The sequence below is a fragment of the Geobacter sulfurreducens PCA genome, from assembly GCF_000007985.2.
In the GTDB taxonomy this organism is placed as follows: Bacteria; Desulfobacterota; Desulfuromonadia; order Geobacterales; family Geobacteraceae; genus Geobacter; species Geobacter sulfurreducens.
Genome location: NC_002939.5, coordinates 2,595,758 through 2,617,030 on the forward strand (window position 1 = coordinate 2,595,758; position 21,273 = coordinate 2,617,030).

Genomic DNA, 21,273 nt, shown 5'->3' on the forward strand with positions numbered 1-21,273 from the left:
TCGGTCAGCCGCGAAACGGCTCGTATTGCTGCGAAAGAAGAATCGCCCGGGCCTCTCCCACCGTGAAGAGGGAACCGCAGACGAGAATGAGATCCTGCTCGCCGGCCCGCTGCCGGGCGAGGGCGAGCCCCTCGGCGACGGTGCCGCCGGCAACGGCATTCAGCCCCTTCTCCCGGCACAGCTCGGCGAGCCGGCCGGCATCAAGGCCCCGTTCCACCGCCGGAGTGACCGCCACCACCTCATGGGCCAGGGGCAGAACAGGTGCGAGAATCCCCGCCGCATCCTTGTCCGCCATGACGCCGGTCACCACGATCAGACGCCGTCGGGGATAGTCGGCCAGCGACTCGGCGAGCGCCCGGGCGCCGTCGGGATTGTGGGCGCCGTCCAGCAGCACCCGCGGCGCGCCGGAGAAGAGTTCCATCCTGCCGGGCCAGCGGGCCGCGTCAATGCCTGCCCGCAACGCGGGGGAATCGAGGCGGAAGCCGTTGTCGGCCAGGATTTCCGCGGCGGCCAGGGCCGTGGCTGCGTTCGCCAGCTGATAGCGGCCGCCGATGCCGGGCCGCAGGCCGGCGAGCTGCCGCGACAGCCCGTCATAGGCAAGGGACGATTCGTCCCACGCGGCGGAAAAATCAGCACCGAAGCATACCAGGGGGGCCCCCAGGATGCGACCGCGCTCAATGAAGACGTCACGGGCTTCAGCCGGCTGCCGGGAGAGGACCACAGGCCGTCCGGCCCTGATGAGTCCGGCCTTCTCCCGGGCGATGGCCGGGATGGTCTCGCCCAGCCACTCGCAATGATCGAGGGCAACGGGAGCGATGACCGTCAGGATTCCCGTGGCAGCGCTCGTGGCATCGGCGCCGCCCCCCATTCCCGCCTCGAGAATGGCTGCGTCAACCCCTTCCTCGACGAAATGGAGCAGCGCCATGGCCGTCACCACCTCGAAAAAGGTGGTGCCCTCCGGCGCGCTCGCCAGGACCTGCCCGGCCACGCGTGCGGCGGCCTCCTCGGCGATCTCCGTGCCGTTGATCCTGAACCGTTCGGTGAAGCGGGTAAGATGGGGAGAGGTGAAAAGTCCTGCCCGGTATCCCCCTTCCGCCAGAATGGAGGCCAGAAAGGCGGCCGTTGACCCCTTGCCATTGGTCCCGGCCACATGAACGACCCTGAGCCGCTCCTGGGGGTTACCGAGCCGCTGGAGGAGAGTGGCGATCCGTTCGAGTCCCGGCCTGATGCCGAAGCGCCGCAGACCGTAGATATGTGCCAGGATCTCCCCGTAGGTCATGGCTGGCCGGAATTATAGGAAATGAAAGGGTAAATGTCCACTGATTTGACCCGGCACGAAAAAGGGGCCGGTCAACGAACCGGCCCCTTCGTGCAGATCCCGGGGTAAGAGGATTCAGCCGCGATACAGCATGGAAAGTATCCGGGCGAGGCTCGCCCGCATATCCTTGCGCTCCACGATGACGTCGACCATGCCATGGTCCAGGAGATACTCGGCCCGCTGGAACCCTTCGGGGAGCTTCTGGCGGATGGTCTGCTCGATGACCCGCGGGCCGGCGAAACCGATGAGTGCCTTGGGCTCGGCCATATTGATGTCGCCGAGCATGGAGAAGCTGGCGGTCACCCCGCCGGTGGTCGGATCGGTCAGGATGGAAATATAGGGAAGCCCCAACTCCTTGAGCTTGGCCAGGGCCGCCGAGGTCTTGGCCATCTGCATCAGGGACAGGATGCTTTCCTGCATCCGCGCCCCACCCGACGCAGAGATGATGATGACCGGGGTCCGCTTCTCGATCCCCCGCTCGATGGCGCGGGTGATCTTCTCGCCCACCACGCTCCCCATGCTCCCCCCCATGAAGGAGAAGTCGAAGACTGCCATCTGGACCGGGATACCCTCGATGGCGCCCTCGCCGCAGATCACCGCGTCGCGCGATCCCCCCTTGGCAACCGCCTGCTGGATCCGATCCTTGTAGCTCTTGGAGTCCTTGAAATCAAGGACATCCACCGAGGTCATGGCAGCATCGTATTCCGTGAAGCTCCCGGGGTCCAGGAGCAGATCGATTCTCTGGCGGGCCGAGATCCGGTAATGGTGTCCGCACTTGGGGCAGACATTGATGTTCTTCTCCAGGTCTTTGGTCAGAAGGTTTTCCTTGCAGCTCACGCACTTGGTCAGGAGCCCCTCGGGAACCTTCACCTTCTTGTCAGCCGCGCCCGGCGCCTTGTCGCGTTTGAACCACGCCATGTCGTCACTCCGTCGGGACGTTCGCATCCCGGATTTTTTAGTAAAATTGAAAAGTTTTATTACCAAAAAAGTCAGCTAAAGTCAATTTCCGATCGCTTCGCGCAGCGCGGAAACGAAGGTTGCGACCTCACGCCCGAGCTCGGCGGCCGTGAAACGCTCGAACAATTTTACAATGGCGCTCCCCACGACCACGCCGTCGGCCGAGGCGGCCACCTGGGCAGCCTGGTCAGGCGTCGAGATGCCGAAGCCGACCACGACCGGCACGGTGATCGCCTCGCGAATGGCGGCCACGTTGGAGGAAACGGACGCCTCCACGCCGCTCCGCGCGCCGGTCACGCCGGTCACCGACACATAGTAGACGAACCCGCGGGCCTGCCGCGCCACTTTCCGGATGCGCCCTTCGTCGGAGGTGGGGGTGAGAAGGAAGATAACATCGAGCCCGTGGCGGTCGGCACATGCCTTGAACTCGGCCGCCTCCTCCGGGGGAAGGTCAACCAGGAGCACGCCGTCGACCCCCGCGGCCGAGGCATCCGCCGCAAAGCGCTCAAGGCCGTGGATCAGAATCGGATTGTAGTAGCCCATGAGCACGATGGGCACCTGGCAGCGGGTACGGACCCGGCGCACCATGTCGAGGATCTTCGGCAGGGTCGTCCCCGCAGCAAGGGCCCGCTCGGAAGAAAGCTGGATGGTGGGGCCGTCGGCCATTGGATCCGAAAAGGGAACGCCAAGTTCCACGATGTCGGCGCCGCTTTCAGCCAGAAGCGGAATCAGCGCTTCCGTGGCGGCCAGGTCCGGGTCACCGGCGGTGATGAAGGTAACGAGGGCCTTGCGGCTGTTGTGCTTCAATTCGGCAAATGTGCCGGCAATTCTGCTCATGGGAAACCTTTCGGAATGGTTGCCGGACCGGGTTTCCAGGTATCGTGCCGATCCCCGGTCCCCGGTCCCGGGTTACCGATTCTCCACCTTGAAACTGCTCATACCCCGCTCAAGGGCTTCCAACTGGCGGGACAGCCGTGAAACCGCATCGTCCATCATCCGGGCCGAGCCGAGATTGGTCGAGGTCGACTCCTGGATGTCCTCCACGGCGCGGATGATCTGATCGCTGCCCCGCGACTGCTCGTCGCAGGCCCGCTTGATCTGCTGAATCATGTCGGTGATGTTCTCGGTGGAACGGGCGATGAACGCACCCACCTTGCTCTGCTCCCGGGTTGAGGTCCTGACCTGGGAGGTAAGCCCTTTCATCCGCTCCGCGGCGGCCATGATCATGTCGCTCCCCTTGCCCTGCTCCCGGGTGGCGCCGGCCACCTGGGCGATCATGTCCGAAACCCGCTCCATGGCGCTACGGATCATCTGGCTTCCCTTGGCCTGCTCCATGGTGGCCCGGGCAATGCTCTCCACCTGGGCCGTGGCTCCCTGGACGCCGGTAACGATCTTGGCCAGGGCTTCGCCCGACTTCTGGGACAGGGCCTCGCCGTCGGCGATGCTCTTCTCGGCCAGCTCGATAGCCTCCACGGCCCGGGCGGTTTCATCCTGGACCCCTTTGATCAGCTGGGCGATCTCGCGAGTGGAGCTGGTGGTCCGCTCGGCCAGCTCCTTGATCTCGTCGGCCACCACGGCGAAACCCTTGCCGTGTTCGCCCGCCTGGGCCGCAATGATGGCGGCGTTCAGGGCCAGCAGGTTGGTCTGCTCGGCCACTTCGTCGATGACCGACAGAATCGCGCCGATGTCGGTGGCCCGGACGGAAAGGGTTTCGATCACTTCCGAGGTGATCCGGGAAGAGCGTTTGATCTCGTTGATACCGGCGATGGTCGCTTCGACGGAGACCTTGCCCATCTCCGCGTCCCGCCGCACCCCCTCTGAAATGGATGCGGTCTCCATGGCATTCTTCTCGACCTGCCTGATCGAGCTATCCATCTCGGCCACGGAAGAGGCAGTGGTGGTGGTCACATCCTGGAGGCTCACGACGCTGTTGGCGATCTGCTTGATGGACGCGGCCATCTCCATCACCGAGGAGCTTACCTCATCAACGGCCTGGGCCAGTGAGTCCACGTTCACGGCCACCTCTTCGATGCTGGCGGCCATCTCGAGGATCGACGACGAGGTTTCCGAGGCGGAAAGGGAAAGGCCGTCGACGCCGCGGGAGACCTCCTTGATGGAAGTATTGATCTCGGCAACGGCCGACGAGGTCAGGGACACTCCCTCGGCCTGGACTTCCGCCGCGGCCATGACCCGGCGCGAAGCCTCGAAGATGTTGGCGGAGACCTGCCCCACCTCCACCAGGGAGCGGTTCACCTTGCGGACCAGCTCTCCCAGCATTTCCAGCATGATGTTGAAATCCCGGCCGAGCAGCGACAGCTCGTCCGTGGCATCGGTGGTCACCCGGACGGTCAGATCCCCTTCCGCTCCCTTGTTCAGCGCCGTCACCATCATGTTCACCCGCCGGATGATGTTGCGGGTGGCCACGACGCCGAAAACGAAGGCCAGCACGGCAGCCCCGATGATGACAATGACGAAGGTAATGCTGACCGAGGCCCGGATCTGGCGCGTTTCCTGCCCCACCACCTGCATCAGCCCCTTGACCGTCTCGATGAGGTCGTCGATGTCGCGGGCCACGAATTCGCTTGCCCCGGACAACTCGGAGATAAGCCTGGTCTCGACGAGCACCGAAGGAGACACCGAACCGCTCAGGACCCCGGACTTGTAGGCAATGATCCTGTCCGCCACCTTTTCATACTCGGCCCAGGTGTCGAGGAGCGCCTTGGCATGCTCTTCCATGACGGTATCGACGGAGTCCGGCCGGATGCCCAGGGCCGGATCGCCCTTGAGCAGCGCGTTGCTGTAGCGTCTGAAGATGTCGCGGTTCTTGCGATAGGACTCCACGTTCGCGGCCAGGATCCTGGTATCCACGTGCCCCATCATCGCCTCCAGCAGGGCGACGCGGCTGGTGCGCTCGGCGGCCTGGAGCTGCAACGCCAGCTTCTGCTGATCCGCGCGGGTCTGCATGAGATCCGACACCCTGTTTCCAACCATCCCGATGGAACGGATGCCGATGAAGCCGGTGACAGCAACGATGGCGGCCATGATGGCAAAGGAGCCTATGAGCCGGTAACCGAGTTTCATATCCTTGAACATGGCGGAGAACTCCGGAGGAACACGTAGAGGTGATGGGTTCTGATATAGCAGAGGGGTGTCCGCATTATCAAGTGAAAAGGAGGCCCAAGCCGGTGCGGAATCACGCGGCAAGAGGCGTACAATCAGCGTCTGAGGCCGTTGATGACTTCTGTGAATCCTTTAAGAATCTCTGCGGGGCGGTACCGCTGCGGCACGGAAAACGTGCCCGTCGAACTTACCGGCACCAGTGTGAGGCCCAGGGGGGTCTCCACTTCAAGCGACCCGGTCAGCCGATAGGGGATCGCGGCCGGGTCCGGATGCCGCTTGAGAATCTCCATGACGGAGCGGAAGGGGACGCGGAAAGGAAGGCGCACATCGGTGGTGGCGCCGCCGGGGAATTCGATGCGCCGGCGGTCTCCCCCCGTGGTCAGGGGGAGAGCCAGCACTTGAAGATCATAGCTGTACCCGGTCAGCGACAGGGCAAAGGAGTTCTCGTTTGTCACACCGAGAAGCAGCTCGATGTCCACCCCGTCCGCCCCGAAGCCGGTCACGGCCACATCCTTGACCGCGACCCGTGGTTCGGAGAGGAACAGAGAGCAGCCCGAAAGAAAGAGCAGTATGAATGCGGCGAATAATACCTGTTTCACGGGAGAATGATTCCTGGTTACGAAGCCTGCTCCACTTCGATGCGGAGCTCCTGGGCCCGCACCGGAAGCGACGGCTCCAGTTCACGGAGGATCTCTCTCCGGTAGCGGCGCCGCTTGATCTCGTAGGCATCGGCTTCGGGGCCGACGCCACAGTAAAGTTTCTTGGCACGGACAAGGTCGCCGTTTGCCATGTCGAGCTTGCTGTAGAGCTCCCGCACGGCGGCTTCGGCGCACTTCTCGTCGTCCTGCATCTCCTCGGGCCGGTAACCGTGGCTGGCGGCGCGGTACGGCATCAACTGCCACACGCCGAGCGCCCCTTTGGGCGAGACTGCCTTGGCATTGAATCCGAGGGAACCGGTTTCCGAGAGGGCTATTTCCGCCAGGTCGAGCGGCATGAGGTCGGTGCCGAGGGTTTTCAGGTAGCAGAGGGCTGCGAGCTTGTGGGCGCGCTCAGGGGTCGTCCTCTTGGCGAAGACGACGGCGATGGCTCGGGCCTGGCGCTGTCGTTCATCGTACTCGACGCCCTGCTGCATGAGCCTGCGGACCTCCAGATCGGTCGCGGCGTCGAACTGTGCCGTCGGACCGGCTTCCTTGCGAAGTCCGCTCTGGTTGCAGGAGACGCTGAAAAGCATCGTTCCTGCCAATACTAGTATCATCTTTTTCATAGTGGTTTTTTGGTCGGGGTACGCAGCTTTGCCGGACGGTCCGAAGTACGGACGGTGATCAATGGGAACGGCTCCGGCTGAAACCTCCTTTCAGTAAATTTCGGCCGCGCCCCGGACAGCGGGCGGGACCAGACGGGGGCGGCAGCGGGCCGCCCGATGGCTATGGACAGGTTGCTTAATGAATGAAGGCCGTTGCAGAAACGGCAAAAGGACCCGTGTGGGGTCCTTTCCCTGTGCCTGTTCTATTTTACAGGCGACGTCAGTTATAAGTTAAAACAGTTCGTCTTGTCAAGCTTTTTTCTAAGATTCACCTCTACTTTCAACATGTTACACTGCATTTTCAGCGAGTTCGCCCCCGGATATCGAGCACCTAAAAACGTACCCCCATGGCATCGGCCACGGTATGAATATCCTTGTCCCCCCGGCCCGAAAGACAGACCACGATGGTCTGCTCCTTCGGCAGCGTCGGTGCCAGCTTCACCACGTGGGCGATGGCGTGGGACGACTCCAGGGCCGGCATGATCCCCTCCTCGCGGGTCAGGAGCGTGAAGGCGTCCAGGGCTTCCTCATCCGTGACCGACACGTACTCGGCCCGGCCCGCATCCTTGAGCCAGGCATGCTCCGGGCCGACCCCGGGGTAGTCAAGTCCGGCGGATACGGAGTGGGCATTGGCGATCTGGCCGAACTCGTCCTGGAGTAGATAGGTCTTGTTGCCGTGGAGGACCCCGACGCTCCCGGCACACAGGGGCGCCGCGTGGGCGCCGGAGGCGATGCCGTGGCCCGCCGCCTCCACCCCCACCATCCGCACTTCCCGGTCATCGAGGAAGGGGTAGAAGAGCCCCAGGGCGTTGCTGCCGCCGCCGACGCAGGCCACCAGCACATCCGGCAGCCGCCCCTCGATCTTCCTGTGCTGGGCCTTGGCCTCACGGCCGATGACCGTCTGGAAGTCGCGCACCATGGCCGGATAGGGGTGGGGCCCCGCCACGGTGCCGATCACGTAGAAGGTGTTGTGGATGTAGGTCACCCAGTTGCGCAGGGCCTCGTTCATGGCGTCCTTGAGGGTGGCGGTCCCGGCGGTCACCGGCGTGACCGTGGCCCCCAGGAGCTTCATCCGGAAGACGTTCAGAGCCTGGCGCCGGATATCCTCCTCTCCCATGAAGACTTCGCACTCCATGCCGAAAAGGGCCGCGATGGTGGCGGTGGCCACCCCGTGCTGCCCCGCGCCGGTCTCCGCAATGACCCGCTTCTTCCCCATCCGCTTGGCCAGAAGCCCCTGGCCGATGGTGTTGTTCACCTTGTGGGCTCCGGTGTGGTTCAGGTCCTCGCGCTTGAGGTAAATCTTCGCGCCCCCGAGCTTTTGCGTGAGCTTTTCGGCGAAATAGAGCGGATTGGGCCGCCCCACGTACTGGCGGAGGTAGTAGTCGAACTCCTCCTTGAACTCGCGGTCGTGCCGGTAGTGGTTGTAGGCCTGCTCCAGCTCCAACAGGGCCGGCATGAGGGTTTCCGGCACGTAGCGGCCGCCGAACTGGCCGAAATGGCCCTGTTTGTCGGGTAATTTCATATATCCTCCAGTGTTTGTATTCGTGTATTGGTCACGGTGGCTGATACCCAGAAACCGAGGCCGACCATTCTCGCACATCAGGGCAAGCCCCATCAAGGGGCAGTGATCACCGTAAACCGGTCGTCAAGGATATCCGCCAGGAGCGGCCGCACATCCTGCCACGCCAGACCGCCACCGCCGCAGCCGGGACGGGGGACAATGACGCGGGTCCACCCTTCCCGGTCGGCAAGCGCCCGCAGCTCCTCGGCGGAGCGCCGGATGAGGCGCAGGTCCGGATTTGCCCAAGGGCTTTCCTCCACGGGAAAGCTGACAAGGCCCTCGCCGATGACGTGGACATGGTTTCCCCCTTCGGACAGCACTGCACCGAGCCGGGCCGGCAGATCAGGGAACCGCTCCCGGGCCTGCCGGGCGCAGCCGCGCCCCAGAACGGCCTCCCCCTTCTTTGTCAGGTGGCCGTTGGTGGTGATGCAGATGATTGCGGTACCGAGGTGGTCCCAGATGTTGCCGGGTGTTTCGTTCATTGGGGGTGCCTGTGCTGCGATAATGATATGTGGTCAGTATCGGGTGAAATTGGTCTTTGTAGTCCCGCTCATTTCTTTCACAAGGCTGATGACTTCAGATTTTTCGGTTTAACGCTGCTGGGGGATTGGCCGTAATTTGATGCAAGCCCATAGTGTTTTATCCAAAATGGGCCCAGAATATATCAAACGGCTAACGGACCAGCCTGAACAAGCGGAGCGAACCACCGTTTGTTCAGGTCCGCGTTGAAGGACTGATTAGAGCCTCTTGGCATAAAACGGGGAAAGTTCAAGGATTGCACGTCTTATTGATCGGAAATCAGTATACGGAACATCCACGAAGCCTGATTTACCCTCTACGTCTACCTCAAACAGCCCTTGTGGCGCCCGAGATGTGTTAATCAAATCGACGTAGCAACCATAGTCAAGTGCGTAAACGTTAAAACGCCGCCCCGGAATATCTTGAGCTGAAACACCTTGCCGAATGATGTGAAGAACACGCGCATCGTAAAGAAAATCAACCAAATCGTCTTTGACCTCTGAGCCGAGAAGAAAAGCTCTTGCCTGCCGATGTTGAATAACTTCATCAACAATCCAATTCAACAGATCTTGCGCAAGTGGTTTAGTGCTAACGGCTTGCTGTTTTGCCCTAGTGTACCACGTTCTAGCAGCGGCTCGTACATCGGGAACTGATATGGCGTGGTCAAGCGCCTTCTGTGCGGCCACACCAATGATATTGATAGCATCCCGAGGAACACCTTCTGCGGATCGGACAAACTCCTCGAATGCTGGTCGTTGCGTGAACAAGTCGTTGATAAATTCAGAAGCAGATTCTTTTACTTCCATCTCTTTGGTTGCTGAAACAAGCGCTTTGACATGCCGATGTAAAAGCTCCCGAAAGAATTGTTTCGCTAAGTCTGGGTTGTTGTCAAAGACAAGGAATTCGTCTAAATTGATACTCGCAGCTGCATCAGCCCCAATCTCAATACCAATATGCCCCACTGCCTCATCCGGAATCCGAAATCGGCAACGTTGCTCTATCGCCGCAATCTTAACTGTTACGCCGCGTACTGGAAGTACCGTGCGACGAAGCAGATCGGCCAAGTACGGCTGAAGATCGAGAGGAATTTCACTCCATTCGTCGAAGACAATCCATAGCTGAGACTGCGGCAGAGCAGTTACAAGTTTCTCAAACTCACGACCAACTGCACCAAAGCGAACTCGCAAACATTCCGTACCTTCCCTCTTCGTTCGCCGTTCTTCCGCAGCTTGATTCTTATTCTCTATCGTGAAATCCAATGAACTTTGAAGCCCATTCGCTGATGCACCTATATTACCCTTAATGCCGTCCGCCGATGTGCTAGTTGCCGATTTTGATTCCTGGACTTCTACCGTCCCCTCGACTACGACATTCGTAGCAGCATCAATAAAGTTGTCGAGCAAAGGTCCGAGTGCGGACAGGTCATACTCCTCAGCTTTTTCAAGTCCCTCTGTTAATATGCGGTCATGTATTGCGCACAGCGTATCAACTAGAAGTCGTGTCGCTCGCTCAGGGAGAGTTAGCCGCGGATCTGAGTAGATTCCGCCGGTTGACCCAATAGTGCGCATGTCAAGCTGAATAGCAATAACGCCATCTCTCTGGACCTCATTTGCCAAGTATCCAAGAACATGAGTTTTCCCTGTGCCTCGTCTGCCGAAAAGTATTTGGTTGTCGGGGTTCGAAAGGAGTGTAAAGAGCGGCCCAACATCAACAAAGGAGTTGATGATGTGTTGTTGGTTGTAGGTTTCGGCACGCTTGGCTAGCCTGAGCAAGATCGTATTGATTGGGCGCATGCACATCTCCTCCTTAATTCTGGCACTCTAACGTTCAAAGTAACCGGCCTGTGCGGCTTTCGCACAAGTCCGATTGGCTGCCGATTTATGCCCTACCGTCGCCTTTATTGGATAAATTGGGGGACACACCAGTTTCCCCGGGCCGAACGCACCGACGGCGTTACCTTGGGTGACCGCGTCAGCTTGAATCCGAACCCGATATTCCGCCCGTCTTGCCGGATCAACAGAGTCCAGCTCCGCGGCGGCATGCACACCTGCATGTGCGCGTCATCGCGTCGGGCACAGATTCGGCATGCCATGAAAATTCGGAATGACAAATCTGATTTTCATGGTACCCAGCGAACAGTGATCATACAAGAAAAGGGGATGGAAATTCTCCCCTCCCCTTTGTTGTTTTTATAAAAGTTCCCACTGCTCACCCCCCTGCTCGCGGTGCTCGCTTCCCCCCTACAGGGTAGGGGGGACTGAGAGGGGTACTTCCATGGTCTGCCTCCGGTCTCACCACCCCTTGGCCCGCCGGATGAACTCCCGCACCCTGGCTGCGTCCTTCCGGCCGGGCGCGCTTTCCACGCCGCCCGAGACGTCCACGGCATAGGGCTTCACCGTTTCCACCGCTTCCCGCACGTTGTCGGGGGTGAGTCCCCCGGCGAGGATGAGCGGGCCGAACGCCTTTGCCGCAGCTGCGATGTCCCAGTTGAAGGTAAGGCCGGTGCCGCCGTAGGCCTTGGGGGAGTAGGCGTCCAGCAGGTGGGCCGCCACGCGGTAGTGCCGGATCGGGTCGAGGCTGCTGATGTCCTTCACCCTGAAGGCCTTGATCACCCGGCGCTCCACGGCGTCGCAGAACTCGGGCGGCTCGTCGCCGTGGAGCTGGACCAGATCGAGGCGGCAGCGGGTGGCCGTGTCGTTGACGAATGCCGGGGGACGGTTCACGAAAAGCCCCACGGTCTGGATAAACGGCGGGAGCCCGGCGATGATGCCGGCGGCCTGTTCGGGCGTCACGTGGCGGGGCGATTCGTCGTGAAAGACGAAGCCGAGGGCGTCGGCCCCGGCCTCCACCGCCACGAGGGCATCCTCAAGGGATGTTATGCCGCAGATCTTGACGCGGACCATCCGTTCACAGTTCCACCTTGGGCAGTTTGGCCAGGGACTCCCGGATCATCTCCTCGGGGTATTCGACGTCTTCCAGGCCGCCGGAGAGGTAGGCGTCGTAGGCCACCATGTCCAGCTGGCCGTGGCCCGAGAGGCAGAAGAGAATGGTCTTTTCCTTCCCCTCCTCCTTGGCGATGACTGCTTCGTCAATGGCGGCCCGCACCGCGTGGGACGATTCGGGGGCCGGCACGATCCCCTCGTGCCGGGCAAAGAGGTGGGCTGCCTCGAAACAGGCGGTCTGGCGGTACGACTTGGCCTCGATGAGGCCGGCATGGTGGAGTTGCGACACCAGGGGCGACTCGCCGTGGTAGCGCAGCCCGCCGGCGTGGATACCGGGCGGCATGAAGTCGTGCCCCAGGGTGTACATCATGGCGATGGGGGCCATCTTGGCGGTGTCGCCGTAGTCGAAGGCGTAGATCCCCTTGGTCAGGGTCGGGCACGAGGCGGGTTCCACGGCCAGACAGCGGACGTTCTTGCCGGCGGCCCGGTCGGCCAGGAACGGGAAGGCCGTGCCGGCGAAGTTGGAGCCGCCGCCGCAGCAGGCGATGACCACGTCGGGGTAGTCGCCGGCCAGGGCCAGCTGTTCCCTGGCCTCCTGGCCGATGATGGTCTGGTGGAGGCAGACGTGGTTCAGAACGCTGCCCAGGGCATAGTTGGTGTCGGCGCGGGAGGCGGCATCCTCAACCGCCTCGGAGATGGCGATGCCGAGGCTGCCGTTGCTGTCCGGATCGTGGGCCAGGATGGAGCGCCCGGCGTTGGTGAACTCGGACGGCGACGGGATCACGTTGGCCCCCCAGAGCTGCATCATGCTTTTGCGGTACGGCTTCTGGGTGCACGACACCTTGACCATGTAGACCGTGCACTCCAGGCCGAACATGGAGCAGGCCAGGGCCAGGGAACTCCCCCACTGCCCGGCGCCGGTCTCGGTGGCCAGCCGCCGGATGCCCGCCTGCTTGTTGTAGTACGCCTGGGGGATGGCGGAGTTGGGCTTGTGTGAGCCGGCCGGGGACACCCCTTCGTATTTGTAGTAGATCTTCGCCGGGGTGCCGAGGGCCTGCTCCAGCCGGTGGGCACGGTAGAGGGGAGACGGCCGCCAGAGGCGGTAGATCTCCCGCACCTCTTCCGGGATCGGAATCCACCGTTCGCCCGAAATCTCCTGCTCGATGATGGCCATGGGGAAGATGGGGAGAAGGTCGTCGGGGGTCACCGGCTGAAGGGTGCGGGGGTTGATGACCGGCGCCAGGGGGCCGGGCATGTCGGGGATGATGTTGTACCAGTGGGTCGGGATGCGGCTTTCGTCCAGCACTATTTTAGTTTGCATCGGATCTCCTTTGCGATGGCGTCTGTCTGATCGTGGGGGCCACTGAACTATCCCAGCAACTCCCGCAGTTTTGCCCCGATATCCTCTTCCCGCATGAGGGACTCGCCGATGAGGAAGCCGTGGGCGCCGGCAGCCTGGAGGCGGAGGATGTCGTCACGGGTATTGATGCCGCTCTCGGTCACCACGAACCGGTCGGCGGGGATCATGGGGATGAGCCGCTCGGTGGTGCCCAGGTCGGTGACGAAGGTGCGGAGGTTGCGGTTGTTGATCCCGATCAGGGTGCAGCTCGACGCAAGGGCCGTCTCCAGCTCCTGCTCGTCGTGGACCTCCAGCAGCACGTCGAGGTACTGCTCCCGGGCAAACCCGGCCAGATCCTCGATCTGCGCCGGTTCCAGCATGGCCGCGATGAGGAGGATGGCGTCGGCCCCGGCGGCGCGAGCCTCGTAGACCTGATAGGGGTCGAAGAGGAAATCCTTGCGCAGCAGCGGCAGCCGCACCTGTTCCCGGATCAGGGCCAGGTAGCGGAGGTTGCCCAGGAAGAACTGCTCGTCGGTCAGGACAGAGAGGCAGGCGGCGCCGTTCTGCTCGTAGGTCTCGGCAATCTCCAGGGGATCGAAATCGGGGCGGATGACCCCCTTGGAGGGGGACCCTTTCTTCACCTCGGCGATGACGGCGGTCCAGCCGGAGGCGTGGCAGTCCCGCAGGGCCCGCTCGAAGCCCCGGGGCTGGTCCTCCAGATCCGCGATGCGGGCCTTCACCTCGGCAAGGGGGGCAGCGGACCGGGCCGCAGCCACTTCGCCCCGCTTGTGCTCGACGATCTTCTTCAGGATATCGGGGGTATCGGTCATGGGTTTACTCGTTGGTCAGGGTGATGAGTTCTTCCAGCTTTGCCAGGGCACGGCCCGAATCGATGGCCTCGGCGGCGATGCGAACCCCTTCAGCCGGGTCAACGGCCTTGCCGGCGGCCACCAGGCCGAAAGCGGCATTCAGGAGTACCACGTCGCGGCGCGGCCCGGTTGCCCCTTCAAGGATGCCGCGGACGATGCGGGCATTGCCGGCCGCGTCGCCACCGCGGAGCTCCCCGGCGGGGCAGGAGGCAAACCCGAATTCTTCCGGCGTGATGGTCCGCACCGACACCCCGTCCCGGGTCACCTCGGCGATGCGGGTCTCGCGGGTGAGGGTGATCTCGTCCATGCCGTCCATGCCGTGGACCACGAAGCCCCGGCGGCAGCCCAGCTTGTGGAGGACCCGGGCCAGGGGCTCCACCAGCTCCTCCCGGTAGACGCCCAGCACCTGGCAGTCGGCGCCGGCGGGGTTGGTGAGGGGGCCGAGGATATTGAAGATGGTCCGGATGCCGATCTCCTTGCGGGGGCCGATGGCGTGCTTCATGGCGCCGTGCAGGGCCGGGGCGAAGAGGAAGCCGATGCCGATCTTCGCAATGGCCTGCTCCACGGTCTCCGGGGTCACGTCCAGGTTGACGCCCAGGGATTCCAGCACGTCGGCGCTGCCGCAGGCCGACGACACGGCCCGGTTGCCGTGTTTGGCCACCTTGACCCCGCAGGACGCCACCACGAAGGAGACGGTGGTGGAGATGTTGAAGGTGTTGGTGCCGTCCCCGCCGGTGCCCACCACGTCCAGGATCGTTTCCTGGTCGATGTTGATGTCGTCCCGGTCGATATCGAGGACTCCCTTGCCGACCCGGATGGGGGTTGCCCGGTCCCGCATCACCCGCGCCGCGCCGGTGATCTCCTCCACCGTCTCACCCTTCATCCGCAGGGCGGTGATAAAGGCCGCGATCTGGGCCGGGGTCGCCCCGCCGGACATGATCTGGTCCATCACCTCGATCATTTCCGCTTCCGTGAGGTCGATGCGCTCAACCACCTTGGCGATTGCTTTTTTGATCATCAGGTTCACCTGTAGGGGCGATCCTTGTGATCGCCCTGTTTCCGGGCGAATACAAGATTCGCCCCTACGACCGTGTTATCTCCAGGAAATTACGCAGAAGATCCATCCCCCCCTCGGTGAGGATCGACTCGGGGTGGAACTGGACCCCCCAGACCGGCAGCTCCCGGTGGGCAAGCCCCATGATCTCCCCCTCCTCTACCCAGGCGGTGATCTCCAGGCAGTCCGGAAGGCTGGCCCGCTCCACCACCAGGGAGTGGTAGCGGGTGGCGTTGAAGGGGTTGGGCAGCCCCCGGAACAGCCCCTGGCCGTTGTGATGGATGGGCGATGTCTTGCCGTGCATGAGGGTGGAGCTGCGGACCACCGTGCCGCCGAAGGCCGCGCCGATGGACTGGTGGCCAAGGCAGACGCCGAGGATTGGAATCTTCCCGGCAAAATGCCGGATGGCGGCCACGGAGATTCCCGCCTCCTCGGGCGAGCAGGGTCCGGGAGAGATGACCAGGCGCCGGGGCGCCAGGGCCTCGATCTCATCCAGGGTAATGCCGTCGTTGCGGAAGACCCGCACATCCTCGCCCAGCTCGCCGAAATACTGGACGATATTGAAGGTGAAGGAATCATAATTGTCAATCATCAGGAGCATGTCAGTCCAACCCCTTTTCCGCGGTCTCGATGGCCTTTACCACGGCCATGGCCTTGTTGACCGTCTCCTGGTACTCGGAGGCCGGATCAGAGTCGGCCACGATGCCGGCCCCGGCCTGGAGGTGCACCACGCCGTCGCGGATGACGAGAGTGCGGATGGCGATGGCCAGGTCCATGGTGCCGGAGAAGGAGAAGTAGCCCACGGCGCCGCCGTAGACTTCCCGGCGCACCGGCTCCAGCTCGTCGATGATCTCCATGGCCCGCACCTTGGGGGCGCCGGAGAGGGTGCCGGCCGGGAAGGTGGCCCGCACCACGTCGAAGGCGTCCCTCCCCTCGGCCAGTTCGCCCTGGACGTTGGAAACGATGTGCATCACGTGGGAGTAGCGCTCGATCACCATGAGCTCCGACACCTTCACGGTGCCGGTGCGGCAGACCCGCCCCAGGTCGTTGCGCCCCAGGTCCACGAGCATCACGTGCTCGGCCCGCTCCTTGGGGTCGGCCAGGAGTTCCTCCGCCAGTTGCTCGTCCTGTTCCGGCGTGGCGCCCCGGGGGCGGGTGCCGGCGATGGGGCGGAGCTCCACCCGGTTCCCCTCCCGACGCACCATGACTTCGGGAGAGGCGCCCACCACCAGGGTATCGTCCAGGCGGAGGAAAAACATGTAGGGCGACGGGTTCAGGGTCCGCAATACCCGGTAGATGTCGAGAGGGTCCACGGTGAGCTCGCCGGAAAAACGCTGGGACAGGACCACCTGGATGATGTCGCCGGCCCGGACGTACTCCTTGGCCCGTTCCACGGCATCCTCGAACGCCTCCCGGGTGATGTTGGAAGAAAAGGAGACCTTCCGGGCCGCGGCCGCGGCGGGCTGGGCCGGCAGCGGCGCCTTGAGCCGGGCAATGATCCCGTCGATCCGGGCAACGGCGTCGGCATAGGCCGCTTCGACGGAAACGCCCTCGTCCAGGTGGGCATTGGAGACCACCGTGATCTTCTGGCGCATATTGTCGAAAATCACGATGGTGTCGGTGATGAGGAAACAGGAGTCCCAGGCGCCGATCACGGCGGGTTTGTCCGTGGGAAGCCGCTCGAATTGGCGGACCATGTCGTAGCCGAGGTACCCCACGGCGCCGCCGAAGAAGCGGGGAAGCCCGGGGATCTCCACGGGCCGGAACCGGGCCAGGAAATCGCGGACAAAGCCGAGGGGGTCGTCCGTCGTCACGGAACGGGTCTCGCCGTTGGTGATGATCTCGACGGTGGTGCCCCGGCTCCGGATGACCGTGGAGGGGCTGGCGCCGAGGAAGGTATAGCGGGCCCACTTTTCGCCCCCCTCGATACTCTCCAGGAGGAAGGCATAGCGGCCGTCGTCGAGCTTGCGGAAGGCACTGACCGGGGTGTCCATATCCGCCATGATCTCGCGGCAGACGGGAATCAGGTTACCCCGGGCGCCCAGGGCGCGAAAGGTATCCACATCGGGGAAATACACGGGAGGCTCCGGAACGGGTCGGCAAGGGAGGTGGAACGAAAAAAGACCCTTTTTAGAATGGGTTAAACTAGCACGGGGAACAACGGGGTGTCAAGAAACGGCGCAGGTGGAAAAGGCGCCGGGCAAGGTGAAACAGAATGTTGCCCCCTTACCGGGCTCACTCTCGGCCCAGATGCGGCCGCCATGACGGAGGACGATCCGGTGGACCGTGGCAAGGCCGACGCCGGTTCCCTCATATTCGGAGGCGGCATGGAGGCGCTCGAACGGCTTGAAGAGCTTGTCGGCATGGGTCATGTCAAAGCCGGCGCCGTTGTCCGACACATAGAAGACCGGCTCACCCTCCTGGTACCACCGGCCGAAGCGGATAACGGCGCGCTCGACGCGCGAGGTGTATTTCCAGGCATTCTGCAGGAGATTCTGGAGCAGCAGCGGCAGCAGCGTGTGGTCGCCGGTGGCCGCCAGCCCCTCCTCGATCGTGACATCGACCCAGCGCCCGGGTTCGGTCTCCCGCAGGGTATCGATGATGTCGCGGGCCAGGCGGCTCAGGTCCGTTACCTCTTCGGTCAGCTCGGTCCGGGAGACCCGTGACAGGGTCAGCAGGTCGTCGATAATGGAGCCCATCCGGCGCGTGGCGGCCTGGAGCCGCGCCAGGTACTCGCGCCCCTGGTCGTCCAGCAGATAGCCGTAATCTTCCAGCAGAAAGGTTCCGTAGCTGTTGATATGGCGCAGGGGCGCCCGCAGGTCGTGGGAGACCGAGTAGCAGAACGATTCGAGCTCATGGTTGGACACGGTGAGCTGGTTGGTACGCTCCTCAACCCTCCGCTCAAGCTCCGTGTTCAGAACCCGGATCGACTCCTCGGCCCGCATCCGCTGGATGGCCAGAGCGAAGAACTTGGCCACGCGGCCGATGGCTTCCAGGTCGCGCTCGGTGTAGTCCCGGCCGGGATTGGCCAGGGAAATCTGGGCCACCACCTCGTCGCCGAGCATGACCGGCACCGACAGGAAGTGCCGGAGCGGGATATGCCCGTGCGGTACCCCCACGGCGCTGGGATGGCCGGCGGGATCATTGGTGTAGAAGGGACATTTCGTATTGAGCGAGTGGCCCCAGAGGGTCGGATAGGAACCATCCTGGCCGGGCGGAAACAGGATTCTCCGCCCCTCCTCCCCCCCCTGCCAGAGGCAGTCCATCATAGAGGAAAACGTATGGATCACCAGGGTCCGCGACAGCGGATCGATGGTGGCCACGAAGCCCTGCTCGCTCCCGGTGAGCCCCATTGCCTCTTCCAGGATGCGGGTGGTGATCTCCTCAATGTCGACATCGGGGGAGATCAAGCAGGGATAGAGTTCCGCCAGTGCCCGATCAACCTCCGCGCGCCAGAGCAAGTCGTGGGTCCGCGACACCACCTGCCGCTCCAGGTCGCGGTAGAGGACGGCATTGCGGAAGATCAGCGCGAGGACCGTGGCGAGCCGTTCCAGTGATGCCGTAATGGTCTGGATGCCGGCCCGGTCCATGACGTCGAGCAGCAGAAGCACCCCCACCCGCTGTCTCCCCACGTTGAGGGGAAGGATGAGCGAATCGCCGTAGCCGAGGGCAGCCAGCACCGCGCCCCCCCGATCCGGCGGGCCCGCCGGCGACCAGAGTTCCGGCCCCTCCATTTCGTGACTCAGGAAAGCCAGCTGTTCGAGGGACTCCGGCGGGATCTCGCCCCGGCGCCTCTCGGGACAGATGCTCACCAGATCATGCCACCCTTCGGGGGCTTTGGGGACGCACTGCAGGAGCGCCACGGTCCGAACCCCGACCAGCTCGCGGATCTGGGCAGTCAGATACGCGCCGCACCGGCCGGGATTCTCCGCCAACTTAAGCACGTTCTCCAGCAATTCCAGAAAAAGGAAGTGGAACGCGTTCTGATCCCGCTCAACAATCGGCTCCGCCATCGCCTGTGCTCTCTTCCACTACCCGGACCAGCGCGGCGGCATCCACCGCCTCCACCGTCACGGGAAGCCCCAAGAAATGCCCGATTCTCTCCAGCTCCACCAGGGGGACCGCCGTCACCCCGGTATCCAGGTACGTAATACGTGTATGCATCTCACCCATGAACTGGGCGGCCAGGCGTGAGTCGGCAAAGCCGAGGCGCCGGATAAAGACGTCTTCCCAGCGTGAGGTCCATTCCGGAAGCAAAAAAAAGACCCCATCGCGCAGCATCCGGTGGTAACGCTCCGGCCCGAGCAGAATTTCACAGCAGTTGACTCCCCTGACGCGCCGGACACCGGGCAGGGAACCATGCTCCGACATACGTGCGTGACAGTCGCCAAAGAGGAGCACCACCGGCCCGTCGTCCAGAGAACCGATCAGCCGGGTAATCTCTGCCTCCAGCAGGCTTGGCGTCATGTGGAGCATCGACTCCAGAAAGCGTACGGGCCAGGGGAAGCGCCCCTGCCGCGCGAGATGCTCGATCTCCGGCCGGAAGATGCCGCAGCTCACCACCGTCGCATGCCCTGGCCCCAGCGCGTTATTGTCCATGGCGCTGCCACTGCCGGATGGTATCCGCAACCGCGGAGATGGTTTCCGGCGGGGTATTCCAGGGCACGTCCGCGGCCGAGGAGGCAAAGATGAAATGGCGGTCGTCCCGGCGGTCGGCCAGGATTTCTGCCGTGACGCGGCAGGCGTCGTCGGGAGTCAGCAGGCCGAGCAGCGGCCCGTTGAGCTTGCCGAGCAGGACCCGTCCGTCGCCGACCCTGGCACGGGCGTCCTGGAAGCTGTCCCGCGGATCAATGACGAAACCGGCCACGCCGGGGAGCTCGGCCAGTTCTCCGAGAAAGGGGGCGATCCGGTTGCCGCCGTGATGGAACACCAGGGGACCCGGCACCTGCGCAAAGGCCGCCGCCAGGGCCGGCACGATCCGCTCGGCCGCAATCCGCGAAGTAACCAGCGCCGTATTGAAGAACATGACCGGCATGGCCACGAAATCGGCGCCGTCGCCCAGGAGGCGGCTCGCCATGGCCACGAAATGGCGGCCGGTCTTTTCCAGCACCGCTGATGCCAGTTCCGGCTCGAAGAGCAGCGTCTCCAGCCACGCGTCGATCCCCATGATGATGGCGGGGAGATCCACGGGCGCGGTGAGGATGCCGGCCAGGGGAACCCGTCCCTTGTACCCGTCCGCCAGGAGCCGGACGCTCTCCCGCAGGTAGAGGAGGGCCGGGTGCGCGTCAGGGTCGGGATCGGCGAGGCGCATGAAATCGGCGGCATTCTTCACCACCGGCTTGACCACGTTGGGGGGGCCGTGCCGGTGGTAGACGACGGTGCTGCCGAAGGCCTCGGCCTCGCGGGCAAGGGCAAAGGGAGCAAAGAGGATGTCCGGCCCGAAGAGCTCCGCCACGCGATCCTGCCCCTCGGCGTAGAGACGCGGCGACGTGTAGTACTGCTCCGGCGACGCGCCGATCAGCCGGGCGCCGTACAGGCTCAGGGTGAGGGTGAACGGCGGACGGTCGGTTTCAACACCCCCCATGGCGGCCATGACCCGTTCGAACGATGTCATGCCGCATCACTCCGGTCATGGGCGCGGCGCCACAATTCATCGAACAGCGTCGGCGCGGCCAGGGCGCTGTCGGCAGTGCCGTCTCCGCCCACTTCAGCCACCAGCTCCGGCCGGAGCTTGAACACGGCGCCCCCCACGGCAAGCTGCACACGGCCGGAAAGCCCCAGACGGTCCAGTTCGTCGCGGACCTGGCGGATCGTGCGCGCCGTGACGAGCATCATGGCGGAAACGCCGATGATCCGCGCATCGCTCTCCACGGCCCGGGCAATGAACTCGTGGGGGGGAACATCGTTGCCCAAGTCGATCACCTGCCAGCCGGCCGCCCGCAGGAAGGTGACGACCATCTTCCGCCCCAGTGAATGAAAATCGTCCTCGATGTTGCCGACGACCACGGGTCCCCGGACCGGCGGGCGCCCGCTGCCGTCGGCGGAGGCCAGCGCCTTGGTCAGCGTATCCTCGGCGATCTTGCCCGCCACGAACCCCTGGGCAAGACTGATCTCGTCCCTTCCCCACCGATCACCGATCTCGCGCAGCACGGGCTCCAGCAGGTCGCTGAGGGCATTGGTGTAGCCGTGTTCGTCCGCCCACCGGTCGATCAGTGCATTGGCGCCGTCACGGTCGGCGTCGACAATGAGACGCAGCAGCTCTTCGTGCTCACTGGTCAGGGACTGTTCCAT

At 63.4% G+C, this 21,273-nt stretch carries 19 protein-coding genes; all 19 read right to left on the reverse strand.

Annotation, left to right across the window (positions count from 1 at the left end; translation table 11 throughout):
• Nucleotides 1–4: 4 nt before the first annotated feature.
• The 19 genes from GS_RS11880 to GS_RS11970 all read right to left on the reverse strand — a co-directional run bounded on the left by GS_RS11880 (nucleotide 5) and on the right by GS_RS11970 (nucleotide 21,273).
• Nucleotides 5–1,279 (reverse strand): bifunctional folylpolyglutamate synthase/dihydrofolate synthase, encoded by a 1,275-nt coding sequence (locus GS_RS11880; RefSeq protein ID WP_010943004.1) that lies wholly within the window; start codon nucleotides 1,277–1,279, stop codon nucleotides 5–7.
• Nucleotides 1,280–1,393: 114 nt separating this feature from the next.
• The gene (gene accD / locus GS_RS11885) at nucleotides 1,394–2,236 is read right to left on the reverse strand and encodes an acetyl-CoA carboxylase, carboxyltransferase subunit beta (RefSeq protein WP_010943005.1); all 843 of its coding nucleotides are present in this window, start codon (nucleotides 2,234–2,236) and stop codon (nucleotides 1,394–1,396) included.
• Nucleotides 2,237–2,317: 81 nt separating this feature from the next.
• Nucleotides 2,318–3,112 carry a tryptophan synthase subunit alpha gene (gene trpA, locus GS_RS11890; protein WP_010943006.1) on the reverse strand — a complete coding sequence of 265 codons (795 nt, stop codon included), beginning with the start codon at nucleotides 3,110–3,112 and terminating at the stop codon, nucleotides 2,318–2,320.
• A 72-nt stretch (nucleotides 3,113–3,184) separates the two neighbouring features.
• Nucleotides 3,185–5,368, reverse strand: coding sequence for a methyl-accepting chemotaxis protein (locus tag GS_RS11895; protein ID WP_010943007.1), 2,184 nt, complete (start codon nucleotides 5,366–5,368; stop codon nucleotides 3,185–3,187).
• Between the two features lie 122 nt (nucleotides 5,369–5,490).
• Nucleotides 5,491–5,994 carry an LEA type 2 family protein gene (locus GS_RS11900; RefSeq protein WP_010943008.1) on the reverse strand — a complete coding sequence of 168 codons (504 nt, stop codon included), beginning with the start codon at nucleotides 5,992–5,994 and terminating at the stop codon, nucleotides 5,491–5,493.
• 17 nt (nucleotides 5,995–6,011) lie between these two features.
• Nucleotides 6,012–6,659, reverse strand: coding sequence for a transglycosylase SLT domain-containing protein (locus GS_RS11905; protein WP_010943009.1), 648 nt, complete (start codon nucleotides 6,657–6,659; stop codon nucleotides 6,012–6,014).
• 370 nt (nucleotides 6,660–7,029) lie between these two features.
• The gene (gene trpB, locus GS_RS11910; protein ID WP_010943010.1) at nucleotides 7,030–8,220 is read right to left on the reverse strand and encodes a tryptophan synthase subunit beta; all 1,191 of its coding nucleotides are present in this window, start codon (nucleotides 8,218–8,220) and stop codon (nucleotides 7,030–7,032) included.
• Nucleotides 8,221–8,312: 92 nt separating this feature from the next.
• Entirely contained in the window at nucleotides 8,313–8,741 is a 429-nt protein-coding gene (locus GS_RS11915; RefSeq protein WP_010943011.1) for a macro domain-containing protein, read from the reverse strand.
• A 255-nt stretch (nucleotides 8,742–8,996) separates the two neighbouring features.
• Nucleotides 8,997–10,571 (reverse strand): hypothetical protein, encoded by a 1,575-nt coding sequence (locus GS_RS11920; RefSeq protein ID WP_010943012.1) that lies wholly within the window; start codon nucleotides 10,569–10,571, stop codon nucleotides 8,997–8,999.
• A 498-nt stretch (nucleotides 10,572–11,069) separates the two neighbouring features.
• Nucleotides 11,070–11,681, reverse strand: a complete 612-nt coding sequence (locus GS_RS11925; protein ID WP_010943014.1) for a phosphoribosylanthranilate isomerase — start codon at nucleotides 11,679–11,681, stop codon at nucleotides 11,070–11,072.
• Nucleotides 11,682–11,685: 4 nt separating this feature from the next.
• Nucleotides 11,686–13,041, reverse strand: a complete 1,356-nt coding sequence (locus tag GS_RS11930; RefSeq protein WP_010943015.1) for a TrpB-like pyridoxal phosphate-dependent enzyme — start codon at nucleotides 13,039–13,041, stop codon at nucleotides 11,686–11,688.
• Between the two features lie 47 nt (nucleotides 13,042–13,088).
• The gene (gene trpC, locus GS_RS11935) at nucleotides 13,089–13,889 is read right to left on the reverse strand and encodes an indole-3-glycerol phosphate synthase TrpC (protein WP_010943016.1); all 801 of its coding nucleotides are present in this window, start codon (nucleotides 13,887–13,889) and stop codon (nucleotides 13,089–13,091) included.
• A gap of 4 nt (nucleotides 13,890–13,893) precedes the next feature.
• Nucleotides 13,894–14,946, reverse strand: a complete 1,053-nt coding sequence (gene trpD / locus GS_RS11940; RefSeq protein ID WP_010943017.1) for an anthranilate phosphoribosyltransferase — start codon at nucleotides 14,944–14,946, stop codon at nucleotides 13,894–13,896.
• Nucleotides 14,947–15,010: 64 nt separating this feature from the next.
• Nucleotides 15,011–15,583 (reverse strand): anthranilate synthase component II, encoded by a 573-nt coding sequence (locus tag GS_RS11945; RefSeq protein ID WP_010943018.1) that lies wholly within the window; start codon nucleotides 15,581–15,583, stop codon nucleotides 15,011–15,013.
• Nucleotide 15,584: 1 nt separating this feature from the next.
• Nucleotides 15,585–17,060, reverse strand: coding sequence for an anthranilate synthase component I (gene trpE, locus GS_RS11950; RefSeq protein WP_010943019.1), 1,476 nt, complete (start codon nucleotides 17,058–17,060; stop codon nucleotides 15,585–15,587).
• Between the two features lie 90 nt (nucleotides 17,061–17,150).
• Entirely contained in the window at nucleotides 17,151–18,995 is a 1,845-nt protein-coding gene (locus tag GS_RS11955) for a sensor histidine kinase (RefSeq protein ID WP_010943020.1), read from the reverse strand.
• The gene (locus tag GS_RS11960) at nucleotides 18,976–19,581 is read right to left on the reverse strand and encodes a DUF1638 domain-containing protein (RefSeq protein ID WP_010943021.1); all 606 of its coding nucleotides are present in this window, start codon (nucleotides 19,579–19,581) and stop codon (nucleotides 18,976–18,978) included. The genes GS_RS11955 and GS_RS11960 overlap by 20 nt, the downstream gene beginning before the upstream one ends.
• Nucleotides 19,571–20,596, reverse strand: coding sequence for a uroporphyrinogen decarboxylase family protein (locus GS_RS11965; RefSeq protein WP_010943022.1), 1,026 nt, complete (start codon nucleotides 20,594–20,596; stop codon nucleotides 19,571–19,573). Before GS_RS11965 ends, GS_RS11960 begins: the two co-directional genes overlap by 11 nt.
• On the reverse strand, nucleotides 20,593–21,273 hold the full coding sequence (locus tag GS_RS11970; RefSeq protein ID WP_010943023.1) for a cobalamin B12-binding domain-containing protein: 681 nt from the start codon (nucleotides 21,271–21,273) through the stop codon (nucleotides 20,593–20,595). Before GS_RS11970 ends, GS_RS11965 begins: the two co-directional genes overlap by 4 nt.

What these genes read in the sequence shown, in the direction of transcription:
- trpB (WP_010943010.1), bottom strand. Translation starts at nt 8,220, where the DNA reads ATGAAATTACCCGACAAACAGGGCCATTTCGGCCAGTTCGGCGGCCGC.
- trpA (WP_010943006.1), bottom strand. Translation starts at nt 3,112, where the DNA reads ATGAGCAGAATTGCCGGCACATTTGCCGAATTGAAGCACAACAGCCGC.
- accD (WP_010943005.1), bottom strand. Translation starts at nt 2,236, where the DNA reads ATGGCGTGGTTCAAACGCGACAAGGCGCCGGGCGCGGCTGACAAGAAG.
- GS_RS11955 (WP_010943020.1), bottom strand. Translation starts at nt 18,995, where the DNA reads ATGGCGGAGCCGATTGTTGAGCGGGATCAGAACGCGTTCCACTTCCTT.
- GS_RS11965 (WP_010943022.1), bottom strand. Translation starts at nt 20,596, where the DNA reads ATGACATCGTTCGAACGGGTCATGGCCGCCATGGGGGGTGTTGAAACC.
- trpC (WP_010943016.1), bottom strand. Translation starts at nt 13,889, where the DNA reads ATGACCGATACCCCCGATATCCTGAAGAAGATCGTCGAGCACAAGCGG.
- GS_RS11880 (WP_010943004.1), bottom strand. Translation starts at nt 1,279, where the DNA reads ATGACCTACGGGGAGATCCTGGCACATATCTACGGTCTGCGGCGCTTC.
- GS_RS11915 (WP_010943011.1), bottom strand. Translation starts at nt 8,741, where the DNA reads ATGAACGAAACACCCGGCAACATCTGGGACCACCTCGGTACCGCAATC.
- GS_RS11920 (WP_010943012.1), bottom strand. Translation starts at nt 10,571, where the DNA reads ATGCGCCCAATCAATACGATCTTGCTCAGGCTAGCCAAGCGTGCCGAA.
- GS_RS11945 (WP_010943018.1), bottom strand. Translation starts at nt 15,583, where the DNA reads ATGCTCCTGATGATTGACAATTATGATTCCTTCACCTTCAATATCGTC.
- GS_RS11960 (WP_010943021.1), bottom strand. Translation starts at nt 19,581, where the DNA reads ATGGACAATAACGCGCTGGGGCCAGGGCATGCGACGGTGGTGAGCTGC.
- GS_RS11925 (WP_010943014.1), bottom strand. Translation starts at nt 11,681, where the DNA reads ATGGTCCGCGTCAAGATCTGCGGCATAACATCCCTTGAGGATGCCCTC.
- GS_RS11930 (WP_010943015.1), bottom strand. Translation starts at nt 13,041, where the DNA reads ATGCAAACTAAAATAGTGCTGGACGAAAGCCGCATCCCGACCCACTGG.
- GS_RS11895 (WP_010943007.1), bottom strand. Translation starts at nt 5,368, where the DNA reads ATGTTCAAGGATATGAAACTCGGTTACCGGCTCATAGGCTCCTTTGCC.
- GS_RS11905 (WP_010943009.1), bottom strand. Translation starts at nt 6,659, where the DNA reads ATGAAAAAGATGATACTAGTATTGGCAGGAACGATGCTTTTCAGCGTC.
- GS_RS11970 (WP_010943023.1), bottom strand. Translation starts at nt 21,273, where the DNA reads ATGGAACAGTCCCTGACCAGTGAGCACGAAGAGCTGCTGCGTCTCATT.
- trpD (WP_010943017.1), bottom strand. Translation starts at nt 14,946, where the DNA reads ATGATCAAAAAAGCAATCGCCAAGGTGGTTGAGCGCATCGACCTCACG.